Consider the following 22,556-nt stretch of genomic DNA (forward strand, 5'->3'; position numbering starts at 1 on the left):
CCGCCCGCATATTCTTCACAAGAGCGCACCGATGTCCGGCAATACCCTAGGCACGCTGTTCACCGTCACTTCGTTCGGCGAATCCCACGGCCCGGCCATCGGCTGCGTGGTCGATGGCTGTCCCCCGGGGCTGGCGCTCTGCGCTGCCGACATCCAGGCCGAACTCGATCTGCGCAAGCCGGGTACCTCGCGCCATGTCACCCAGCGCCGCGAGCCGGACGAGGTGGAGATCCTTTCCGGGGTGTTCGAAGGCCGTACTACCGGCACCCCGATCGGCTTGCTGATCCGCAATCAGGATCAGCGCAGCAAGGACTACGGCAATATCGCCGAGACCTTCCGCCCGGGGCACGCGGACTACCCCTACTGGCAGAAATACGGCATCCGCGACCATCGTGGCGGCGGGCGCTCGTCGGCGCGCGAGACCGCGGTACGCGTCGCCGCCGGCGCCATCGCGCGCAAGTGGCTGAAGGAGCGCTACGGCATCGTCATCCGCGGCTGGATGGCCCAGCTCGGCCCGATCGAGATTCCCTTCGTCTCCTGGGACGAGTTCGACCGCACCTTCTTCGTGCCCAATGCCGGTATCGTGGCGCAGCTGGAAACCTACATGGACGAGTTGCGCAAGTCGGGCGACTCCATCGGCGCGCGCATCAACGTGATGGCCAGCGGTGTGCCGGTGGGCTGGGGCGAGCCGGTGTATGACCGGCTGGACGCCGACATCGCCCACGCCATGATGGGCATCAATGCGGTGAAGGGTGTTGAGATCGGCGCCGGTTTTGCCAGCGTCACCCAGCGCGGCAGCGAGCATGGCGACGAACTGAGTCCCGATGGCTTCCTCTCCAACCACGCCGGTGGCGTGGTCGGCGGCATCTCCACCGGGCAGGACATCCTGGTCAGCATGGCGATCAAACCGACCTCCAGCATCCGCCTGGAACGCCGTTCGATCGACAAGGCGGGCGCACCCGCGGTGGTTGCCACCCATGGCCGCCACGACCCTTGCGTGGGCATCCGCGCCACCCCCATCGCCGAGGCCATGCTGGCCATCGTGTTGATGGACCATGCGCTGCGCCACCGCGCGCAGTGCGGCGACGTCGCCACGGCCACTCCGCAGATCGCCGGGCTGGCGCCTGACGGCGTGCAGTCCGTGCCTTCGCCGCGCGCCTGAGGCGCGCGACCCGCGCGGAATGCTGCCCTACTGGCGCCTGTCGGCCTATTACTTCTTCTATTTCGGTTTCGTCGGCGCCTTCTCGCCGTACTTCACCCTTTACCTGCAGTCGCTCAGCTTCAGCGCCACCGACATCGCCATCCTGATGTCGCTGATGCAGGTGATGCGCATCCTCGCCCCCAATCTGTGGGGCTGGCTGGCCGAACGCCTGGGCATGCCGGTGACCATCGTGCGCTTTTCCGCGGCCGCCAGTCTGGCCGGGTTCGCGCTGTTCTTCTTTACCGAGAGCTTTGCCGGCATCTTCGTCGCCATGGCGCTGATGTCCTTCTTCTGGAGCGCTTCGCTGCCGCTCATCGAGAGCGTCACCTTCGCCCACCTCGGCGGGCAGGGGCATCGCTACGGCAGCATCCGCGTGTGGGGCTCGGTGGGTTTCATCGCTGCGGTGCTGGGCATCGGCTACGCCCTCGACCATCTGCCCATCGCCTCCGTGCTGTGGATGACCGCGCTGGTGCTGGGCGGCATCATGCTGTGCGCGCTGTGGGTGCCCGATGCGGTGCGCGCACCACTGGCGCGCGTGCAGGCCAGCATGGGCGAGACCCTGCGCCGGCCGGAGGTGCGTGCCCTGCTCGGCGCCTGCTTCTTCATGTCGGCCGCGCATGGCGCGCTGTACGTGTTCTATTCCATTCATCTGGTCGATCACGGCTATGGCAAGGCGCTGGTGGGGTGGATGTGGACGCTGGGAGTGCTTGCCGAGATCGTCGTCTTCCTGTTCATGCCGCGCCTGATGCGGCGCTACACCCTGCGCGCCATCCTGCTCTTTGCCTTTGCCGCGGCGGTGCTGCGTTTCGTGCTCATTGGCTGGGGCGTGGACAGCCTCGCGGTGCTGGTCTTTGCCCAGCTCCTTCATGGCGCGACCTTCGGTGCCTATCACGCCGCGGCGATCGCGGCAGTGAACCTGTGGTTCCCGGGTAAGCTCCAATCCCGTGGGCAGGCCTTGTATGGCAGCATCTCGTTCGGTGCCGGCGGGATGCTGGGCGGCCTGCTGAGCGGATTGACCTGGGATGTCATCGGCCCGGCGTGGACCTATACCGTGGGCTCGCTGTTTGCGCTCGCCGGCTTGCTGTGGCTGTACCGGGGCTGGCACCCGGGTGTCGGCCCGAACGCCGCCGGCAAAGGAGAGGAGTGATGATCGCAAAGCTGTTCAGAGGCATGCTGCCGGCCGTGCTGGCGGTGGTGGTGACGGTGGGCTGCCAGACCGTGCAGACCACCGGGGGCGGGGCGGTGGGCGTGGAGCGCACGCAGACCATGATGGTGTCGGCACGCGAGGTCGAGCAGGCCTCCGCGCAGGCCTACCAGCAGATTCTCGCCGAGGCCCGCAAGCAGAACGCCCTCAATCGCGATGCCGCCCAGGTGCAGCGTGTGCGCCGCATCGCCAATCGGTTGATTGCCCAGACCGCAGTGTTCCGCAGTGATGCACCGGGGTGGCAGTGGGAGGTCAATGTGCTCAGCTCCGACGAGCTCAACGCCTGGTGCATGGCCGGTGGCAAGATTGCCATCTACACCGGGCTGATCGATCAGCTCAAGCTCAGCGACGACGAGATCGCCGCGGTGATGGGCCATGAGATCGCCCACGCGCTGCGTGAGCACGCCCGCGAGCGCATCTCCAAGTCGGTCGCCACCGGTATCGGCGTCTCGGTGCTGGGCGCGGTGCTGGGGGTCGGCCAGGCCGGGCAGAGCCTGCTCGGACAGGTCGCCACGGTGACCTTCGAATTGCCCAATTCCCGCCTCCACGAGACCGAGGCCGATCGCATCGGCGTTGAACTGGCCGCACGTGCAGGTTTTGACCCCCGTGCCGCGGTGACGCTGTGGAACAAGATGGCCAGTCGCTCCGCAGGGGCGCCGCCGCAGTGGCTGTCCACCCACCCCTCGCATGCGACCCGCCAGCGCGATCTCAATGACTATGCCGAACGGGTGATGCCGCTGTACCGTCAGGCCAGTGCGCGTTGAAGGCGCGCCGTCTGTTCAGGCTCGCAGCCTTTGTGAAATAATCGAAACCTTTTCCTTTTGCGTGGAATACATCGGATGGCACCCCAAACGCTGTACGAAAAGCTCTGGTCGAGTCACGTCGTTCACCAGGAGGCCGACGGCACGGCGCTGATCTACATCGATCGTCACCTCGTGCATGAAGTCACCAGTCCGCAGGCCTTCGAAGGCCTCAAGCTGGCCGGGCGCAAGCCGTGGCGGATCTCCTCGATCGTCGCCACCGCCGACCACAACACGCCCACCGACCACTGGGAGCAGGGCATCACCGACCCGGTGTCGCGCCAGCAGGTCGAGACCCTGGACGCCAACATCCGCGAAGTCGGCTCGCTGGTGTACTTCCCCTTCATGGACCAGCGCCAGGGCATCATCCACGTCATCGGGCCGGAAAACGGCACCACCCTGCCCGGCATGACCGTGGTGTGCGGCGATTCGCACACCTCCACGCATGGCGCCTTCGCCTGTCTGGCGCACGGCATCGGCACCTCCGAGGTCGAGCACGTGATGGCCACCCAGTGCCTGCTGCAGAAGAAGTCGAAGACCATGCTGGTGCGGGTCGACGGCGAACTGGGCCGAGGCGTCACCGCCAAGGACGTGGTGCTGGCCATCATCGGCCAGATCGGCACCGCCGGCGGCACCGGCTACGCCATCGAGTTCGGCGGCAGCGCGATCCGTTCGCTGTCCATGGAAGGCCGCATGACGGTGTGCAACATGGCCATCGAGGCCGGCGCGCGCGCCGGTCTGGTGGCGGTGGACGACACCACGCTCGATTACCTGCGCGACAAGCCCTACGCGCCCAAGGGTGCGCAATGGGATGCCGCGGCGGCCTACTGGCGCACCCTGAAGTCCGACGAGGGTGCGCAGTTCGACAAGGTAGTGGTGCTCGACGCCGCCACCATCGCGCCGCAGGTCACCTGGGGCACCTCCCCTGAGATGGTCACCACCATCGACGGGCGCGTGCCGGATCCGGCGCAGGTCGCCGACCCGGTCAAGCGCGAGGGCATCGAGCGCGCGCTCAAGTACATGGGCCTGGAAGCCAATACGCCGATGAGCGAGATCAAGGTCGACCAGGTTTTCATCGGCTCGTGCACCAATTCGCGCATCGAGGACCTGCGCGAGGCGGCTGCGGTGGCCAAGGGGCGCAGCAAGGCCGCCAACGTGCGTCGCGTGCTGGTGGTGCCGGGCTCCGGCCTGGTCAAGCGCCAGGCGGAGGCCGAAGGCCTGGACAAGGTCTTCATCGAAGCAGGCTTCGAGTGGCGCGAGCCGGGCTGTTCGATGTGTCTGGCGATGAACGCGGACCGCCTGGAGCCGGGCGAGCGCTGCGCGTCCACCTCGAACCGCAACTTCGAGGGCCGCCAGGGCGCCGGCGGGCGCACCCATCTGGTGAGCCCGGCGATGGCCGCCGCCGCCGCGGTGAGCGGCCATTTCGCCGACGTGCGCGCGCTGTAAGAACCGAGAGGAAAGCCAGAACATGAAACCGTTTACCGTGCTCGATGCCATCGTGGCGCCGCTCGACCGCGCCAACGTGGATACCGATGCGATCATCCCCAAGCAGTTCCTCAAGTCGATCAAGCGCAGCGGCTTCGGCCCCAACCTGTTCGACGAATGGCGCTATCTGGACGTCGGTCAGCCTGGCCGGGATTGCGCCAACCGGCCGAAGAACCCCGATTTCGTGCTCAACCAGGCACGCTATCAGGGTGCGCAGGTGCTGCTCGCACGCGACAACTTCGGCTGTGGCAGTTCGCGCGAACACGCCCCGTGGGCGCTGGAGGACTACGGCTTCCGCGTGATCATCGCGCCGAGCTTCGCCGACATCTTCTTCAACAACTGCTTCAAGAACGGCGTGCTGCCCATCGTGCTGCCGGCGGCAGTGGTGGATGAGCTGTTCCAGCAGTGCGAGGGCGCAGAAGGTTACCGCCTGAAGGTGGATCTGGCCGCACAGACCATCACCCGTCCGGACGGCCAGGCGATCGCCTTCGAGGTCGATCCCTTCCGCAAGGAATGCCTGCTCAACGGCTGGGACGACATCGGCCTGACCCTGCGCCACGCCGACAAGATCCGCGCCTTCGAAGACAGGCGCCGCGCCGAACACCCGTACTACTTCGCCTGACCGCGGTCGGGCGACCATCGAGAGAGCTGGAGAGACTGGATGAAGATTTGCGTACTGCCCGGTGACGGCATCGGCCCCGAGATCATGGCCGAGGCCGTGCGCGTCCTGCGCGCACTGGACCTGAAGTTCGAGATGGAAGAAGCCCTGCTGGGCGGCTGCGCGGTGGATGCCACCGGTAATCCCTATCCGGAGGCCACCTCGAAGCTCGCACGCGCAGCCGACGCGGTGCTGCTGGGCGCGGTGGGCGGTCCCAAGTGGGACGCGCTGCCGCGCGAGCAACGCCCGGAGCGCGGTCTGCTGGGCATCCGCAAGGAGCTCGGGCTGTTCGCCAACCTGCGTCCGGCCATCCTCTACCCGGAGCTGGCCAACGCCTCGTCGCTGAAGCCGGAGATCGTCGCCGGCCTGGACATCCTGATCGTGCGCGAGCTGACTGGCGACATCTACTTTGGCCAGCCGCGCGGCATCGAAGTGCGGGACGGCGAGCGTTACGGCTTCAACACCATGCACTACACCGAGTCGGAGATCCGCCGCATCGGCCGCGTGGCCTTCGAGGCTGCGCGCAAGCGCGACAGGCGCCTGTGCTCGGTGGACAAGATGAACGTGCTGGAAACCACCCAGCTGTGGCGCGACGTGATGAGCGAGCTGGCGGCGGAGTATCCGGACGTCGAGCTTTCCCATATGCTGGTCGACAACGCCGCGATGCAACTGGTGCGCGCGCCCAAGCAGTTCGACGTGATGGTCACCGGCAACATGTTCGGCGACATCCTGTCGGACGAGGCCTCCATGCTTACCGGCTCGATCGGCATGCTGCCCTCGGCCTCGCTGGACGAGAACAACAAGGGCCTGTACGAACCTTCGCACGGCTCCGCGCCGGACATCGCCGGCAAGGGTGTGGCCAATCCGCTGGCCACCATCCTGTCGGCGGCGATGATGCTGCGTTACACCTTCGCCCAGGAGGAAGCCGCGCAGCGTGTCGAGGGTGCGGTGAAGAAGGTGCTGGCGCAAGGTTTCCGTACCGGCGACATCTTCGAGCCGGGTACGCAGAAGGTCGGTACGCGGGAAATGGGCGACGCCGTGCTGGCGGCGCTGTAAGGTTCTAGGCATCAAGAGGAAGAGCGATGAACAAGGTTGGTCTGGTCGGTTGGCGCGGCATGGTCGGCTCCGTGCTGATGCAGCGCATGGTGGAAGAGGGCGACTTCGCCCATATCGAGCCGGTGTACTTCTCCACTTCCAACGCCGGCGGCAAGGCCCCGGCTTTCGGTGGCAAGGAAGCGAGCGAGCCGCTGCAGGACGCGATGAACGTCGAGGCACTGAAGGCCTGCGACATCGTCATTACCTGCCAGGGTGGCGACTACACCAAGGAGGTGTACCCGAAGCTGCGCGCCGCGGGCTGGGACGGCCACTGGATCGACGCCGCCTCCGCGCTGCGCATGACCGACGATGCGGTGATCATCCTCGACCCGGTCAACATGCACGTCATCAAGGACGCGCTCGCCAAGGGCGGCAAGAACTGGATCGGCGGCAACTGCACCGTTTCGCTGATGCTGATGGGCCTGGGCGGCCTGTTCAAGCACGACCTGGTCGAGTGGATCTCGGCGATGACCTACCAGGCCGCTTCCGGCGCCGGTGCGCAGAACATGCGCGAGCTGATCGCGCAGATGGGCGCCATCCACGCCTCGGTGGCCGACCTGCTGGCCGATCCGGCCTCGGCCATCCTCGACATCGACCGCAAGGTGGCGGACACCATCCGTTCCGACGCCTTCCCGAAGAAGAACTTCCGCAACACCCCGCTGGCCGGCAGCCTGATCCCGTGGATCGACGTGCCGGTCGAACACGGCCAGTCCAAGGAAGAGTGGAAGGGCGGCGCGGAGTGCAACAAGATCCTCGGCAAGCCGGCCTTCCGCAGCCCGGGCAGCATCCCCATCGACGGCCTGTGCGTGCGCATCGGAGCCATGCGCTGCCACTCGCAGGCGCTGACCATCAAGCTGAAGAAGGACGTGCCGCTCGACGAGGTCAGCGAGATCATCGCCAGCGCCAACGACTGGGTGAAGGTGGTGCCGAACGACCGCGAGACCACCGAACGCGAACTGTCGCCGGCCACGGTCACCGGCACGCTGTCGATCCCGGTCGGCCGCCTGCACAAGATGGCGATGGGGCCGGAGTATCTCGGCGCCTTCACCGTCGGCGACCAGTTGCTGTGGGGCGCGGCTGAGCCCTTGCGGCGCATGCTGCGCATCCTTCTGGAGCGCTGAATCGAGGTATCCCGCGGCGGCTCTGACGAGCTGCCGCGCTTGTTTCGGGGGGCGGATGTTTAGGGCTGGATAGGCTGTTTCATTATCCTTGCCGATTAAACAATTGCTGCGCGAAGTTAAAGAAGATGCTAGATTGCTAGCCCAAGTCCATGATGCTATGTTCTTTATAGCTCGGCATAGGCAAGGGAACGCGGTAGAAAACTATGAAAACTTTGCTCAAGGCATCCATGATCGCCACGGCGATCGCATCCATCCCCTCCGGCGCTTATGCGCTCGGGGCCGGGCCGATCAACGTTTTCAGCGCTCTCGGCCAGCCCCTGCGCGCCGAGGTGCCGCTTACCGCGACACCCCAGGAACTGCAGACCCTGTCGGCACGGATTGCGCCGCCTGAGGCCTTCCGGCAGGCCAATGTGCCCTACAGCGCAGCCGTCGCTGCGCTGCGGGTGAGCGTCGATACCAGCGGTTCGCGCCCGGTGGTGCGCATTTCCAGCGATCGCCCGCTCAGCGAACCCTTCGTTGATCTGCTGCTCGAATTCAACTCCTCCTCCGGGCGGCTGGTGCGTGAATACACCTTCCTGCTCGATCCGGTGGATGTGCTCGCGCCGCGCCCGGTCGCCGCCACCGTTGCCACGCCGCGCGCACCGGCCAGTGCGCCTGCTGCACCAGCCGCAACCGCCCCGCGCGCGCCGGCGGTTGCGCCGGGGGGCAGCTACCGTGTGCAGAGCGGTGATACGCTCAATCGCATCGCCGAGAACAATCGCCCGGCCGCCGCCAGCCTCGATCAGATGCTCGTCGCGCTGCTGCGCGAGAACCCCGAGGCCTTCGAGGGCGGCAACATCAACCGCATGCGCGCCGGTGCCATCCTGCGCATCCCCACGGCGGAGCAGACCCAGGCGCTCAGCCGCGCCGAGGCGCGCCGTGAGGTGGTCGCCCAGGCCGCCGACTTCGAGGCCTACCGCCAGCGTCTGGCCAGCGGAGTGCCGGCGCCGCGCGCCGCGGAGACGCCTGCGCCGATCTCTCAGGAAGCCGCTGGACGCATTACCCCGCGCGTCGAGGAAACCCGTCCGGATGCGCCGACCACCGACCGCGTCGAGGTTTCCCGTGCGCCGGCTGCCGACGCGGTTGGCGATGCCGCTCAGGCCGAACGCCTGCGTGCGCTGGAAGAGGATCTCATCGCCCGCGATCGCGCGCTTGCCGAGGCCAATGCCCGCCTTGGCGAGCTGGAACGCAGCATCCGCGACCTGCAGCGCCTGATCGAGCTGAAGAGCGAGCAGATGGCCCAGTTGCAGCAGGGCGTGCCGCCGGCTGAGCCGGTTGAGCCGGCCTCGCCGCTGGCGGCGCTCGACACTCCGGCCGAAGCCTCGCCGCAGGCGGCGGTCGAGGTGCCGCCTGCGCCGCCGCTTGAGGCCCCCCCCGCAGCCGTCGAGGAGCCCCCCGCAGCCGTCGAGGAAGCGCCTGTCGAACCCGCCGCGGTCGAGACGCCGGCCGCCGTCGAACCGGCAGCGGCGCCCGAACCCGCTGCGCGTCCGCAGCCGCAACGTCGTCCGCCGCCGCCTCCGCCCCCGCCGCCGCCGAGCTTTGCCGAAGAGTTCTTCGGCAACCCGCTCACCCTCGCCGGCATGGGTGGTGCGCTCGCCCTGCTGTTGGGTTACGGCGCCTACCGCTGGCGTCAGCGCCGCAAGGATGGCGAGCAGACCGAACAGCCCTCGCTGCTGATGACCGAGGCGCCCACCGGCCCCAACTCGGTGTTCGGTTCCACCGGTGGGCAGAGTGTGGATACCAGCAACAGCAGTGTGCTGCACACCGATTTCAGCCAGTCCGGGCTGTCCGCGATCGATGCCGACGAAGGTGTCGATCCGGTTGCCGAGGCCGATGTCTATATGGCCTACGGGCGCGATGCGCAGGCCGAGGAGATCCTCGTCGATGCGCTGAAGGCCGATCCCTCGCGTCTGGCGGTTTATCTCAAGCTGCTCGAAGTCTATGCTGCGCGCAAGAGCGTCCAGCAGTTCGAAACCACGGCGGCGGAACTGTATTCGCGCACCCAGGGCGAAGGTGCGGAGTGGAGCAAGGCTGCGGCGATGGGGCGTGAGCTCGATCCCGCCAATCCGCTGTATACCGGCGCGGCCGGCGATACCTCCGGCCCGGCGACCGAACCCGGCAGTGGCGCCGCGGTGGCGCCGGCGGCGGCTGCCGCTGCGGTGGCCGCGGGGATGGCGGCGATGGCCGCCGAGCAGGGCACTGCCGAGGAGCCCGCTGCAGCCGCCGGAGAGAACGCCGACTTCGCCGAGGACTCCCTCGGGGTGCTCGATTTCGATCTTCCCGACGTCGCGGTGGCGGATGTCGCTGCCGAGGCGCCGGAACTGCCTGCCGAGCCAGTTCAGGCCGATGCCGCTGAGCAGCCTGCCGAAGCTGCGGCGGCCGCACAGCTCAAGGATACCTGGGCAATGCCCGGTGGTCTGGCGCCCTTCCAGGATGAAGGCGGCGAGGCGGCTGCCGAAGCTGCCAGCGATGCCGCGGCGGTGGATACCAACGTCCTTGACTTCGACCTCGGTTTCGATAGCGAAGGCGAGGAGCCCGCCGCCGATGCCGCCGAGGGCGGGGAACCGGTCGAACAGGCCGCTGCGGTCGATGACGGTGCCGTGCTGGATTTCGATATCGATGCGCCCACGCCGGCTCTCGGAGTGACCGATACCACCGCTGCTTCGGTGGCGTCCACCATCGTCGGCACCGGTGACGATCTCGCCCGCCTGGAAGCGGCGATGGACGAAGCAGAGACGCCGACTCCGGCGGAAGCCGCGGCCGACATGTCGGCAACCGTGGTGCAGTCCGAATTCGGCAGTGGCGAGTTCGACATGTCGGCGACCATGGTCGAGTCCGACGGCACCTTCGGTGGCGGGCAGCCGGCCTCCGAGGATGTCATCGACCTCGAGCAGACCAGCTTCGACAATTCCCTGCTCGATTTCGACTTCGAGATCGACGCCCCGGCACCGTCCGCTCCCGAAGCGCCGGCCCTCGACCTGTCGAGCATCGACCTCAACCTCGAGGCCGCGAGCGGCGATGAGCCGGTCGTGCCGGATGCGCCGGCGGCACCTGCTGGCGCTGCGGTGGAAGAGGTAGCGGCCGCGCCTGCGGAAATCGATCTGCCCGAGCCGCCGGTGGCCGGTGCGGCGCACGTCGCGCCGGTGTCGGCGCCCGATTTCGGCGCTGCCGAGGACGAAGGCGGTGAGGAGATCGGCGGCCAGGAAGTCGAGACCAAGCTCGAGCTGGCGCGTGCCTACGACGAGATGGGCGACAAGGAAGGTGCCCGCGAACTGCTCGAGGAAGTGCTGCGTGAAGGCAGCGCCGATCAGCAGGAAGCTGCGCAGCAGTTGCTCGCCCGGCTCGACTGATGGACTCCCGGGCGGCTCTGCCGCCCGTGGCTGAGGAAGGCGGGCCTGCGGGCCCGCCGTTGTTTTTGTCCCCGGAGGCTGTCGGACTTGACGTGCATTGCGCTCCCATCATGCATGCCGGCCTGCTGATCCTGTTGTGGGTGCTGGGCGTCGGCGCCCTGCAGTACCTCGATCCTGCACCACTGCTCCTGGCCGTAGCCCTCTGCGCTGCGGCGGCGCTGGCGCTGGCGCGCGCGCGTACCTTGCGCCTGCTGCGCCGCGTGCGCGTGTTGCTGGCTGCGATCGTCGTGCTCTTTGCCGGGTTTACGCCTGGCGAAGCGGTGTTCATCCACTGGCCGGCGCTGAGCCCCAGCCGTGAAGGCCTGAGCCTTGCGCTGACGCACGCCAGCGCTCTGCTGGCGGTGGTGTGCTGCGTGGCGCTGCTGCTCGAACACCTTCCTGCCGACCGCCTGATCAGTGGCCTGTACGCCCTCTGCCGGCCGCTGGCGGTGTTCGGCCTGTCGGCAGAGCGCGTCGCGGTGCGCATGCTGCTGGTGCTGCGCTACGTCGATGCGCCGCAGGCCCGTGGCTGGCGCGAGTGGCTGAGTCTGGCGGACGACGATGCCGAGGCCGGTGTGCTGCACCTGCAGCGTGAACGGCTTGGCAGGCTGGACGTGCTGGTGCTCGCTGCGCTCGCCATTGCCGTGTGCGGATATCTGCTGTGGTGAGGGTGGCCCTGGGCGTCGAGTACGCCGGCGATGCCTTTCTCGGCTGGCAGAGCCAGCAGCACGGCCACACCGTGCAGGACGCCCTTGAAACCGCCCTGGCGCAGATCTGCGCCCATCCGGTGCGCCTGCACTGTGCCGGGCGGACCGATGCCGGGGTGCATGCCACTGCCCAGGTCGCCCATTTCGATACCTCCGCACGGCGTCCGCCCGGGGCCTGGGTGCGCGGCGTCAATGCACTGCTGCCGGCGGCGGTGGTGGTGCGCTGGGGGGTGGAGGTCGATGAGCACTTCCATGCCCGTTACTGTGCCAGCGGCCGGCGCTACCGCTACATCCTCCACAATGCCGCGGTGCGTCCTGCGCTGCTCGCCGGGCGGGTCGGCTGGTACCACCGTCCGCTCGATGTCGACGCGATGGCCGTCGCTGCAGCGCTGCTGGTCGGCGAGCACGATTTCAGCGCCTTTCGCGCCGCCGGCTGTCAGGCGCGCACGCCGGTGAGGCTGATGTACGACGCACGGGTCGTGCGCCATGGCGATTACGTGGTGTTCGACTTTCACGCCAACGGTTTTCTTCATCACATGATCCGCAACCTTGTCGGCACCCTGTGCTACATCGGCAACGGGCGCCGCCCGGTGGCGTGGATGGCGGAGCTGCTCGACAGCCGTGACCGCAGGCAGGCTGCGCCGACCTTTTCCGCCGACGGACTCTACCTGTGCGGGGTGGATTACCCGCCGAACTGGCCGCTGCCCGACGAAGGGCGTATCATCGCGCTGCCCCGGATTCCCCTCATCTGAATGTCCCGTACCCGCATCAAGATCTGCGGCCTGACCCGGCCGGAAGACGTACGCGCCGCCGTTGCCGCCGGCGCCGACGCGATCGGCTTCGTGTTCTATCCGCCCAGTCCCCGCCATGTCGACTTCGAGCGTGCTGCTGCGCTGGCAGCTTTGCTGCCGCCCTTCGTCACCGCGGTGGGTCTCTTCGTCAATGCCGAAGAGGCGTTCGTGCGCGCTGCAGTGCAGCGCGTGGCGCTGCAACTGCTGCAGTTTCACGGTGACGAGGACGAGGTGCAGTGCGCGCGTTACGGCCTGCCGTGGATCAAGGCCGCAAGGGTGCGCCCGGGGGTCGATCTGGTAGAATTCTCCGCTTCCCATCCGGGCGCGCGCGGGATCCTCCTCGACGCCTTCGTGGATGGCTATGGCGGTGGCGGCAAGGTCTTCGACTGGTCGCTGATCCCGGACGGCCTTGATCGTCCGCTGGTGCTCTCGGGCGGTCTCGATCCGGACAACGTCAGCGCCGCGGTGCGCCGGGTGCGCCCGTGGGCGGTGGATGTGTCCAGCGGCGTCGAGTCCGCCAAGGGTATCAAGGATGCTCGCCTGATCACCGCCTTCATCGCCGGAGTTCGCAATGCAGATGGCTGACACGCCTTACCCGTTTCCCGACGCCAGCGGCCACTTCGGCCCTTATGGCGGCGTGTTCGTTTCCGAGACGCTGATTCCCGCCCTCGACGAACTGCGCGCAGCCTACGCTGCCTGCCAGCGCGATCCGGCCTTCATGGCCGAGTTCGAGTACGAGCTCAAGCACTACGTCGGCCGCCCCAGCCCGATCTACCACGCCCGGCGCTGGTCCGAGCTGCTCGGCGGTGCGCAGATCTACCTCAAGCGCGAGGATCTCAACCATACCGGCGCGCACAAGGTGAACAACTGCATCGGCCAGGCCATGCTTGCCCGCAAGATGGGCAAGCCGCGCGTGATTGCGGAGACCGGTGCGGGCCAGCATGGCGTGGCCACCGCCACCGTGGCGGCACGTTACGGTATGGAATGCGTGGTGTACATGGGGGCCGAGGACGTCAAGCGCCAGGCCGCCAACGTATACCGCATGAAGCTGCTCGGTGCCACCGTGGTGCCGGTGGAGTCGGGTTCGAAGACCCTCAAGGACGCGCTCAATGAAGCCATGCGCGACTGGGTCACCAACGTGCACAACACCTTCTACATCATCGGCACGGTGGCCGGACCGCATCCCTATCCGATGATGGTGCGCGACTTCCAGGCGGTGATCGGCAAGGAGTGCATCGAGCAGATGCCGGAGATGGCCGGCCGTCAGCCGGACTACGTGATCGCCTGCGTGGGCGGTGGCTCCAACGCGATGGGCATCTTCCATCCCTATCTCGAACATCGCGAAGTGCGCCTGGTCGGTGTCGAGGCTGCCGGCGACGGGCTCGACAGCGGCCGCCATGCCGCCTCGCTGAGTGCCGGGCGTCCGGGCGTGTTGCACGGTAACCGCACCTATCTGCTGCAGGACGAGGACGGCCAGATCATCGAGACCCACTCGGTATCCGCCGGTCTCGACTACCCCGGTGTCGGTCCCGAGCATGCCTGGCTGAAGGACAGCGCACGCGCCGAGTACGTCGGCATCACCGATGCCGAGGCGCTGCAGGCCTTCCACGACCTGTGCCGTTTCGAAGGCATCATCCCGGCGCTGGAATCCTCGCATGCGCTGGCTTATGCGGCCAAGCTGGCGCCGCAACTGGGGCGCGACAAGGTCCTGCTGGTCAATCTTTCCGGGCGCGGCGACAAGGACATGCACACCGTCGCCGAGCGTTCCGGCATCCGTTTCTGATCCCACCGGGGCGCGCGCAGGCGCGCCCCGTCGCGTGAATACCGACATGTCGAAAATCCACACCACATTTGCGCGCCTGCAGGGCGAGGGGCGCAAGGCGCTGATTCCCTTCATCACCGCCGGCGACCCCGACGCGGACACCACGGTGCCGCTGATGCATGCGCTGGTCGAGGGTGGGGCGGACATCATCGAATTGGGCGTCCCCTTCTCCGACCCGATGGCCGACGGCCCGACCATCCAGCGTGCTTCCGAGCGCGCCCTCGCCAAGGGCATGAGCCTGCGCAAGGTGCTGGCGCTGGTGGCCGAGTTCCGCCGCCGCGATGCCGCCACGCCGGTGGTGCTGATGGGCTACGCCAATCCCATCGAGGCGATGGGCATCGATGCCTTTGCCGGCGCTGCCGCGGCCGCCGGTGTGGATGGCGTGCTGGTGGTCGATTACCCGCCGCAGGAATGTGCCGGGTTTGCCGCCACCCTCAAGGCCGCCGGCCTCGACCCCATCTTCCTGCTCGCGCCGACCTCCTCGGCGCAGCGTTTTGCCGAGGTGGCGCAGGCCGGCAGTGGCTACATCTACTACGTCTCGCTGAAGGGCGTGACCGGCTCGGCCAACATCGACATGGACGAGGTGGCGCGACGCATCCCGCAGATCCGCGCCGCGGTGGGCATGCCGGTGGGGGTGGGCTTCGGCATCCGCGATGCGGCTTCGGCACGGCGCATCGGCGAGGTGGCCGATGGTGTGGTGATCGGCAGCCGCATCATCGAGGAAATCGAGAACAGCCCGACGGACCAGGTCGTGGTCCGCGTGCGTGACTTCATCAAGGGCATCCGTGATGCCCTCGACCAGATCGGAGAACAGGCCCGATGAGCTGGCTGCAGAAACTGCTTCCCCCGAAGATCAAGCGTGCCGAGGTCAGTGCACGCAACAAGTCCATTCCCGAAGGCCTGTGGAGCAAGTGCACGGCCTGCGAGGCGGTGCTCTACCGCTCCGACCTGGAAAGCAACCTCAACGTCTGCCCGAAGTGCGGCCATCACCAGCGCATCCGCGCGCGTGCGCGCCTGGACATGCTGCTCGACGCCGAAGGGCGCTTCGAGATCGGTGCCGAGGTGGTGCCCGTCGATCCGCTCAAGTTCAAGGATTCGCGGCGCTATACCGAGCGCCTGTCGGCGGCCAACAAGGACACCGAGGAAGCCGACGCGATGGTGGTCATGCAGGGGGCGATCAACACCGTACCGGTGGTGGTGGCCTGCTTCGAGTTCGAATTCCTCGGCGGCTCCATGGGTTCGGTGGTCGGCGAGCGCTTCGTGCGCGGCGCGCAGGCCGCCTACGAGCAGCGCCTGCCCTTCATCTGCATCACCGCCACGGGCGGTGCGCGCATGCAGGAAGGGCTGTTCTCGCTGATGCAGATGTCCAAGACCACCGCCGCGGTGACCCGTCTGGCGCAGCGCAAGCTGCCCTTCATCACCCTGCTTACCGATCCCACCATGGGCGGCGTGTCGGCCAGCTTCGCCTTCATGGGCGACGTGGTGATCGCCGAGCCGGGTGCGCTGATCGGCTTCGCCGGGCCGCGGGTGATCGAGCAGACGGTGCGCGAGAAGCTGCCGGAGGGCTTCCAGCGCTCCGAGTTCCTTCTCGAGAAGGGGGCCATCGACCTCATCGTCGATCGTCGCCAGTTGCGTACCAAGCTCTCCGAACTGCTCACCCTGCTGACCCGCCAGCCGGCCGTCGAAGCCTGAGGCCGCCTTGCCGTGAGTGACATGCCGACCTCGGTCGACGACTGGCTGGCGCTGATCGAGGGGCGCCACGGCCAGGCCATCACCCTCGGCCTCGAACGCGTGGCGACGGTGCGCCGGGCGCTCGCTGTGCACAGCGAGGCGGTGATCGTCACCGTCGGGGGCACCAATGGCAAGGGCTCGACCTGCGCCATGCTGGAGGCCATCCTGATTGCCGCCGGCTACCGCGTCGGCTGCTATACCTCGCCCCACCTGCTGCGCTACCACGAGCGCGTCCGCATCGACGGCCGCGAGATCGACGACGACGCCCTGTGCGCCGCCTTTGCTGCCGTCGAGGCGGCGCGTGGCGACACCGCGCTGAGCTACTTCGAGCATGGCACGCTGGCGGCCTGGGCGGCTTTCTGTGCGCAACCGCTCGACGTCATCGTGCTCGAAGTCGGCCTCGGCGGCCGTCTCGATGCGGTCAACGTGTTCGATGCCGACTGCGCCATCGTTACCAGCGTGGCGCTCGATCACATGGACTACCTTGGCGACACCCGCGAGCAGATCGGCTTCGAGAAGGCGGGCATCTTCCGCGCCGGGCGTCCGGCGGTGTGCGGCGATCCGCAGCCGCCCGCCAGCCTCCTTGGGCATGCCGCGGGGATCGGTGCGCAGCTGTGGGTGAGCGGGCGTGATTTCGGCTTTGGTGGCGACCGCCAGCAATGGGGCTACTGGCGCTACGCGGCGCCGCCGGCCAGCGGCGCGCTGGTGCGTCGCGGCGGACTGGCCTATCCGGCGCTGCGCGGGGCCAACCAGTTGCTCAATGCTGCCGCCGTGCTGACGGCCCTCGAAGTGCTGCGCGAGCGTATTCCAGTGTCCATGCAGGCGGTGCGTCAGGGGCTGATGCTGGTAGAGGTCCCGGGGCGCTTCCAGGTGCTGCCGGGCAAGCCCGCGGTGGTTCTCGACGTCGCCCATAATCCTCAGGCCGCCGGCGTGCTCGCCGAGAATCTTGGCAGCATGGGCTTCTATCCCGATACCTGGGCGGTGCTCGGCATGCTTGCCGACAAGGACGTCGATGGTGTGCTGGCTCTGCTGCGCGAGCGTGTCGATCACTGGCTGCTGGCCTCTCTGCCGGGGCCGCGCGGGCTCAGCGCAGAAGCGCTCGCCGGGCGTTTGCGCGCGGCCGGCATCGACACCGACGTACGCTGTTTCGATTCACCGCGGGCGGCCTATGCGGCAGCGCGAACAAGCGCCGGCGAGGGTGATAGAATCGTCGCCTTTGGTTCCTTTCTGACCGTGGCCGACGTGCTGGCAGCGATTCGCGCGGAACGTCACTGAGCATATCGCGGCATGGATACAGACAACCTCGAGCTGCAGAAACGCTCGCGCAGGCGGCTGGTGGGTGCGGCCGCGCTGGCCCTGCTCGCCGCCATCGTCTTGCCGATGGTAATGGACGAGGAGCCCCTCAGCCCGGTACAGGACATCCAGATCACCATCCCCGAGCGTGACGGCGAACTGTCGCGACCGATCGGCGGCCGTGCGCCGCAGGCGGCCGAGGCCGAGATCGCGCCCCCGCCGCAGGAAGCCGCGCCCCCAGCTGCCGAGCGTGCTGCCGTGACGCCTGCCGCGCCGCCAGTGGCGGCCGTTGCGCCCGCCCCCGTCGTCATCACCCCCCCAACGCCTGGCTCGTCACCGCCTGCGCCCCCTGCGCCCGCCGCGGCGCAGGCCCCACGCCCTGCACAGCCTGCGCCGGCGACCCCGCCGGAAGACGAAAGCGCGCGCGTGCGTGCCATTCTGGAGGGCAGGGTGGCGGCGCCGGTGTCGTCGTCGGGGAGCTATGTGGTGCAGATTGCCGCCTTCGGCGATCCTGCCAATGCCGAGGCGCTTGCCGCAGATCTGAAGAAGAAGGGTTTTGTCGCCTACACCGAGAAGGCCGGCAACGTCACCCGCGTCCGCGTCGGTCCTTTCACCGCGCGCGGCGAGGCCGATGCCGCGGCGGGACGCTTGCGCGAACTGGGCCAGAATCCGGTGGTGACCGCGCGCTGAGCGGTGGGCGATGACGGTTTTCGATTACGTCTTTCTGGGTGTGCTGGCCCTCTCGGCGGCCATCGGCATGTGGCGTGGGCTGGTCAGCGAGGTGATGGCACTGGTGGCCTGGATGCTGGCGCTGTTTCTGGCCTGGCAGTATGCCGGCGAGGCCGCTGCGCTGCTCGACGGGGTGATCGTCGAGCCGGCCTGGCGGCAGGTGGCAGCATTTGCGCTGATCTTCGTGGTGGTGTTGCTGCTCTCCGCGTTGCTGCGCTTTCTGCTCCGTGAGTTGCTGCGTGCCATCGGCCTGGGGCCGGTGGACCGCTTCTTCGGTGCGATGTTCGGGCTGGTGCGTGGCCTCGCCATCGCATGGGTGGTAGTGTTGCTGGGTGGGCTGGTGGGAATGTCGCGTGAGCCGTGGTGGGCCAACGCCTTGTTCGCGCCCCCGCTCGAGACGGCGGTGATTGCCGCCAAGCCGTGGCTGCCGGATGCGGTGGCCGACAGAGTTCGTTTCAGATAGGCAGGTCTTCCATGTGCGGAATTCTCGGGGTGGTCGCCACCTCTGCGGTGAATCAGTTGCTCTACGATGGTCTGCAGGTGCTCCAGCACCGCGGCCAGGACGCGGCGGGCATCGCCACGTCAGAGGGCGGGCGTTTCCACATGCACAAGGGCTCCGGCCTCGTGCGCGACGTCTTCCGCACCCGCAACATGCGCAACCTCACCGGCAACTGGGGCATCGGCCACGTCCGCTATCCCACCGCCGGCTCGGCCTACAACGCTGCCGAGGCGCAACCCTTCTACGTCAACTCGCCGTTCGGCCTGCTGCTGGCGCATAACGGCAACCTGACCAACTCGGAAGAGCTCAAGCGCGAGATGTTCCTCGCCGATCTGCGCCACATCAACACCAATTCGGATTCCGAGGTGCTGCTCAACGTCCTCGCCCATGAGCTGCAGGCTGCCGCCAATGGTCTCAAGCTCGACGAGGATGCCGTCTTCCGCGCCGTCGCAGGCGTGCACAAGCGCTGCCGCGGTGCCTACGCTGCGGTGGTGATGATTGCCGGCTACGGCCTGCTGGCCTTCCGCGATCCCTACGGCATCCGTCCGCTGGTGGTGGGGCGCAACGACACCGCACAGGGCAGCGAATGGATGGTGGCCTCCGAGTCGGTGGCGCTGGACGTACTCGGCTTCAAGCTGCTGCGCGACGTCGCCCCGGGCGAGGCAGTTCTTGTCGATACCGAGGGCAATTTCAGGAGCCGCCAGTGCGCCGAACGCACCGTGGAGGCGCCGTGCATGTTCGAGTTCGTCTATCTGGCCCGCCCCGATTCGATCATCGACGGCGTCTCGGTGTACGAGTCGCGCGTCAAGATGGGCGAATTCCTTGCCGACAAGCTCAAGCGCACCTTGCCGCATGCGGCGATCGACGTGGTCATCCCGATTCCCGACTCCAGCCGGCCGGCAGCCATGGAGATGGCCCACAGGCTCGGGCTGCCGTACCGCGAGGGCTTCGTCAAGAACCGCTACATCGGCCGTACCTTCATCATGCCGGGGCAGGCCACGCGGCGCAAATCGGTGCGCCAGAAGCTCAATACCATTCCGCAGGAGTTCCGCGGCAAGAATGTGCTGCTGGTCGATGATTCCATCGTCCGCGGCACCACCAGCAAGGAGATCGTCAACATGGCCCGCGAGGCCGGTGCGGCGAAGGTGTTCATGGCCTCTGCGGCGCCCCCGGTGCGCTATGCCAACGTGTACGGCATCGACATGCCGACGCGCGCCGAACTCATCGCCAGCGACCGCGACGAGGCGCAGATCTGCGCCGAAATCGGTGCCGACGGGCTGATCTACCAGGACCTCGCCGACCTGCGTGCGGCGGTGCGGGCGGTGAATCCGTCGATCAACTTCTTCGAAACCTCGTGCTTCGACGGTTGCTACGTCACCGGCGACATTACCGCCGAGTACCTCGATGGCGTCGAGAACCAGCGTGGTGAAGAGAAACCCGCGCCTGCCGCGCACGACGACCACGAGGACGGCCAACTCGACCTCAACCTGGTTTCCGGCAACGACCACTGAGCGTGTCGATGGACGATTTCGACTTCGATACCCTGGGCGTGCGCGCCGGCATCGAGCGCAGCCAGTTCAACGAGCACAGCGAGGCGCTCTACCTCACCTCCAGCTTCGTCTTCGACAGCGCTGCACAGGCCGCCGCACGCTTCTCCGGGGAGGAGGCGGGCAACGTCTACGCGCGCTTCAGCAATCCCACCGTCACCGCCATGCAGCAACGCCTGGCGGCGCTGGAGGGCGCACCGGCCTGCGTCGCCACCGCCTCGGGGATGTCGGCCATCCTCTCGCTGGCGATGGCCACGCTGCAGGCCGGTGACCACATCATCGCCTCGCGCGGGCTGTTCGGTGCCACCCAGCAGCTCTTCGGCACCATCCTGGCCAAGTTCGGCATCGACACCAGCTTCGTGCCGACCACCGATCTGGCCGCCTATCAAGCTGCGCTGCGCCCGCGCACCCGTCTGGTGTTCATCGAGACGCCCTCCAATCCGCTCACCGAGGTCGTCGATATCGCCGCGCTCGCCGCCATCGCCCACGACGGCGGCGCCCTGCTGGCGGTGGACAACTGTTTCTGCACACCGGCCCTGCAGCGCCCGCTGGCCCTGGGCGCCGATGTCGTGGTGCATTCGGCAACCAAGTACCTCGACGGCCAGGGCAGGGTGCTCGGCGGCGCGGTGGCTGGGCGCGCCGATGTCGTCGACGAGGTGTACAAGTTCCTGCGCACGGCCGGGCCGAGCATCTCACCCTTCAATGCCTGGGTGATCCTCAAGGGTCTGGAGACGCTGCGCATCCGCATGGAGGCACAGTCCGCCGGCGCTCTTGCGCTGGCGCGCTGGCTGGAGGCGCAGCCGGGGGTGTTGCGGGTGCACTACCCGGGGCTGGCTTCCCATCCGCAGCACGGGCTGGCGCTGCGCCAGCAGAAGTGCGGCGGGGCGATCCTCAGCTTCGAGGTCGACGGCGGGCGCGAGCGTGCGTGGCGGGTGGTCGACGCCACCCGCATGATCTCCATCACCGCCAACCTTGGTGACACCAAGACCACCATCACCCATCCGGCGTCCACCACCCATGGCCGCATCAGCCCCGAGGCGCGCGCTGCCGCCGGCATCGGCGAAGGCTTGCTGCGCATCGCGGTGGGTCTTGAAGCGGTGGATGACCTGAAGGCCGACCTGGCGCGCGGGCTGGCCGCCTGAGGGCAGCGCCGGGCTTTCCGGGCTGCGCGCCCGGCGTCATGCGCCGGGACGGGAGATGGCGGGCAGATCGCTCTCGGTGAGGAAGTCCCTGCCGTCGAAGGCAAGGTAGCGCGCCTGTCCGTGCCAGTCGGCAAGCACCCGGCGCTCGCACAGGCGACCGTCGACCAGGTGTTCGTGACGGGCGGGGCGGTGAGTGTGGCCGTGTATCAGGGTGGGGTAGTCATGGCTGCGCAGCAAGGCTTCGACGGCGCTGCGGCTGACGTCCATGATGCTCATCGTCTTTTCCTTCTTGCCGGCCTCGCTGCGCCGCCGCAGGTCTTCGATGAAGGCCTTGCGCTCGGCCAGCGGACGGGCCAGGAAGGCAGCCTGCCAGGCGGGATCGCGGACCTGGCGGCGATAGGTCTGGTAGGCCAGATCGTCGGTACACAGCGCATCGCCGTGACTGAGCAAGACCCGGCGCCCGCCGAGGACGATGGGATGAGGGTCTTCGATCAGTGCCATGCCGGCCTGCGCAGCAAAGGCGGCGCCGAGGAGGAAATCGCGGTTGCCGGCCATGAAGTACACCCGCGTGCCGCTTGTGGCGAGCGCTCGCAGGGCAGCGGCGAGCTCGCGGTTGAGCGGGCTGGCGGCATCGTCGTCGCCTGCCCAGTACTCGAAGAGGTCGCCGAGGATGTACAGCGCGGGAACGCCGCGCGCCACGCCGCCGAGGAAGTCGAGCAGCGCGGCGGTGGTCTGCGGACGTTCCTCGGCCAGGTGCAGGTCGGAGATGAACAGGGCCTGCAGCGGGCCGGGGGCGTCCGCCGGCATCAGACCAGTTCGGCGCGCTCGATGATGACGTCGTCGACCGGGACGTCCTGGTGGAAGCCCTTCGAGCCGGTCTTCACGCTGCGGATCTGGTCGACCACTTCCATGCCCTCGCTGACGCGGCCGAACACGCAGTAGCCCCAGCCCTGCAGGTCGGGCGAACGGTAGTTGAGGAAGTCGTTGTCGGCGACGTTGATGAAGAACTGCGCGGTGGCCGAATGCGGGGCCTGGGTGCGCGCCATGGCAATGGTGCCGCGTTCGTTCTTGAGGCCGTTGTCGGCTTCGTTCTTGATCGCCTCGCCGGTGTCCTTCTGCTTCATGCCGGGCTCGAAGCCGCCGCCCTGGATCATGAAGCCGTCGATGACGCGGTGGAAGACAGTGTTGTCGTAATGCCCGGCCTTGACGTAGGCGAGGAAATTCTCGACCGTCACGGGGGCCTTCTCGGCGTCCAGTTCGAGGGTGATGACACCGAGGGAGGTGTGCAGCTTGACTGCCATGA

At 67.7% G+C, this 22,556-nt stretch carries 21 protein-coding genes; 19 read left to right on the forward strand and 2 right to left on the reverse strand.

Annotation, left to right across the window (positions count from 1 at the left end; all coding sequences use genetic code 11):
• The first annotated feature begins 31 nt into the window (after positions 1-31).
• The 19 genes from aroC to C8261_RS05455 all read left to right on the forward strand — a co-directional run bounded on the left by aroC (position 32) and on the right by C8261_RS05455 (position 21,253).
• Positions 32-1,162, forward strand: a complete 1,131-nt coding sequence (gene aroC, locus C8261_RS05365) for a chorismate synthase (protein ID WP_107492628.1) — start codon at positions 32-34, stop codon at positions 1,160-1,162.
• Between the two features lie 19 nt (positions 1,163-1,181).
• Complete coding sequence (locus C8261_RS05370; protein ID WP_107492629.1) at positions 1,182-2,348, forward strand: MFS transporter; 1,167 nt, start codon at positions 1,182-1,184, stop codon at positions 2,346-2,348.
• Positions 2,348-3,169 carry a M48 family metallopeptidase gene (locus C8261_RS05375; RefSeq protein ID WP_107492630.1) on the forward strand — a complete coding sequence of 274 codons (822 nt, stop codon included), beginning with the start codon at positions 2,348-2,350 and terminating at the stop codon, positions 3,167-3,169. Before C8261_RS05370 ends, C8261_RS05375 begins: the two co-directional genes overlap by 1 nt.
• A gap of 75 nt (positions 3,170-3,244) precedes the next feature.
• Positions 3,245-4,651, forward strand: a complete 1,407-nt coding sequence (leuC, locus tag C8261_RS05380) for a 3-isopropylmalate dehydratase large subunit (RefSeq protein ID WP_107492631.1) — start codon at positions 3,245-3,247, stop codon at positions 4,649-4,651.
• 22 nt (positions 4,652-4,673) lie between these two features.
• A complete protein-coding gene (gene leuD / locus C8261_RS05385) occupies positions 4,674-5,312 on the forward strand; it encodes a 3-isopropylmalate dehydratase small subunit (protein ID WP_107492632.1) in 639 nt (212 codons plus the stop codon).
• Positions 5,313-5,351: 39 nt separating this feature from the next.
• Positions 5,352-6,404, forward strand: coding sequence for a 3-isopropylmalate dehydrogenase (gene leuB / locus C8261_RS05390; RefSeq protein ID WP_107492633.1), 1,053 nt, complete (start codon positions 5,352-5,354; stop codon positions 6,402-6,404).
• A gap of 26 nt (positions 6,405-6,430) precedes the next feature.
• Positions 6,431-7,564, forward strand: coding sequence for an aspartate-semialdehyde dehydrogenase (gene asd / locus C8261_RS05395; RefSeq protein ID WP_107492634.1), 1,134 nt, complete (start codon positions 6,431-6,433; stop codon positions 7,562-7,564).
• Positions 7,565-7,767: 203 nt separating this feature from the next.
• The gene (locus C8261_RS05400) at positions 7,768-10,953 is read left to right on the forward strand and encodes a FimV/HubP family polar landmark protein (RefSeq protein ID WP_107492635.1); all 3,186 of its coding nucleotides are present in this window, start codon (positions 7,768-7,770) and stop codon (positions 10,951-10,953) included.
• A gap of 110 nt (positions 10,954-11,063) precedes the next feature.
• Positions 11,064-11,660 carry a CbiQ family ECF transporter T component gene (locus tag C8261_RS05405; protein WP_107492636.1) on the forward strand — a complete coding sequence of 199 codons (597 nt, stop codon included), beginning with the start codon at positions 11,064-11,066 and terminating at the stop codon, positions 11,658-11,660.
• A complete protein-coding gene (gene truA, locus C8261_RS05410) occupies positions 11,654-12,451 on the forward strand; it encodes a tRNA pseudouridine(38-40) synthase TruA (protein WP_107492637.1) in 798 nt (265 codons plus the stop codon). Before C8261_RS05405 ends, truA begins: the two co-directional genes overlap by 7 nt.
• Positions 12,452-13,075: a phosphoribosylanthranilate isomerase gene (locus C8261_RS05415; RefSeq protein WP_107492638.1), complete on the forward strand. Its 624-nt coding sequence runs from the start codon at positions 12,452-12,454 to the stop codon at positions 13,073-13,075. It begins immediately after the preceding gene.
• The gene (gene trpB, locus C8261_RS05420; protein ID WP_107492639.1) at positions 13,062-14,273 is read left to right on the forward strand and encodes a tryptophan synthase subunit beta; all 1,212 of its coding nucleotides are present in this window, start codon (positions 13,062-13,064) and stop codon (positions 14,271-14,273) included. The genes C8261_RS05415 and trpB overlap by 14 nt, the downstream gene beginning before the upstream one ends.
• A 46-nt stretch (positions 14,274-14,319) precedes the next feature.
• Positions 14,320-15,135 carry a tryptophan synthase subunit alpha gene (gene trpA, locus C8261_RS05425; protein WP_107492680.1) on the forward strand — a complete coding sequence of 272 codons (816 nt, stop codon included), beginning with the start codon at positions 14,320-14,322 and terminating at the stop codon, positions 15,133-15,135.
• Entirely contained in the window at positions 15,132-16,004 is an 873-nt protein-coding gene (gene accD, locus C8261_RS05430) for an acetyl-CoA carboxylase, carboxyltransferase subunit beta (RefSeq protein WP_107492640.1), read from the forward strand. Before trpA ends, accD begins: the two co-directional genes overlap by 4 nt.
• A 21-nt stretch (positions 16,005-16,025) precedes the next feature.
• Positions 16,026-17,318, forward strand: coding sequence for a bifunctional tetrahydrofolate synthase/dihydrofolate synthase (gene folC / locus C8261_RS05435; RefSeq protein ID WP_107492641.1), 1,293 nt, complete (start codon positions 16,026-16,028; stop codon positions 17,316-17,318).
• Positions 17,319-17,330: 12 nt separating this feature from the next.
• The gene (locus C8261_RS05440; protein ID WP_107492642.1) at positions 17,331-18,026 is read left to right on the forward strand and encodes an SPOR domain-containing protein; all 696 of its coding nucleotides are present in this window, start codon (positions 17,331-17,333) and stop codon (positions 18,024-18,026) included.
• 10 nt (positions 18,027-18,036) lie between these two features.
• The gene (locus C8261_RS05445) at positions 18,037-18,528 is read left to right on the forward strand and encodes a CvpA family protein (protein ID WP_107492643.1); all 492 of its coding nucleotides are present in this window, start codon (positions 18,037-18,039) and stop codon (positions 18,526-18,528) included.
• Positions 18,529-18,539: 11 nt separating this feature from the next.
• Positions 18,540-20,075 (forward strand): amidophosphoribosyltransferase, encoded by a 1,536-nt coding sequence (purF, locus tag C8261_RS05450; RefSeq protein ID WP_107492644.1) that lies wholly within the window; start codon positions 18,540-18,542, stop codon positions 20,073-20,075.
• Between the two features lie 8 nt (positions 20,076-20,083).
• On the forward strand, positions 20,084-21,253 hold the full coding sequence (locus C8261_RS05455; protein ID WP_107492645.1) for an O-succinylhomoserine sulfhydrylase: 1,170 nt from the start codon (positions 20,084-20,086) through the stop codon (positions 21,251-21,253).
• Between the two features lie 36 nt (positions 21,254-21,289).
• On the opposite strand, the gene C8261_RS05460 is transcribed toward C8261_RS05455, so the two are convergent.
• Together C8261_RS05460 and C8261_RS05465 are read right to left on the reverse strand one after the other, a co-directional pair.
• Positions 21,290-22,060, reverse strand: coding sequence for a UDP-2,3-diacylglucosamine diphosphatase (locus tag C8261_RS05460; protein WP_107492646.1), 771 nt, complete (start codon positions 22,058-22,060; stop codon positions 21,290-21,292).
• Positions 22,060-22,554: a peptidylprolyl isomerase gene (locus tag C8261_RS05465; RefSeq protein ID WP_107492647.1), complete on the reverse strand. Its 495-nt coding sequence runs from the start codon at positions 22,552-22,554 to the stop codon at positions 22,060-22,062. The genes C8261_RS05460 and C8261_RS05465 overlap by 1 nt, the downstream gene beginning before the upstream one ends.
• Positions 22,555-22,556: the final 2 nt, after the last annotated feature.

This window comes from Pseudothauera lacus, from assembly GCF_003034845.1.
Classification (GTDB): Bacteria; Pseudomonadota; Gammaproteobacteria; order Burkholderiales; family Rhodocyclaceae; genus Pseudothauera; species Pseudothauera lacus.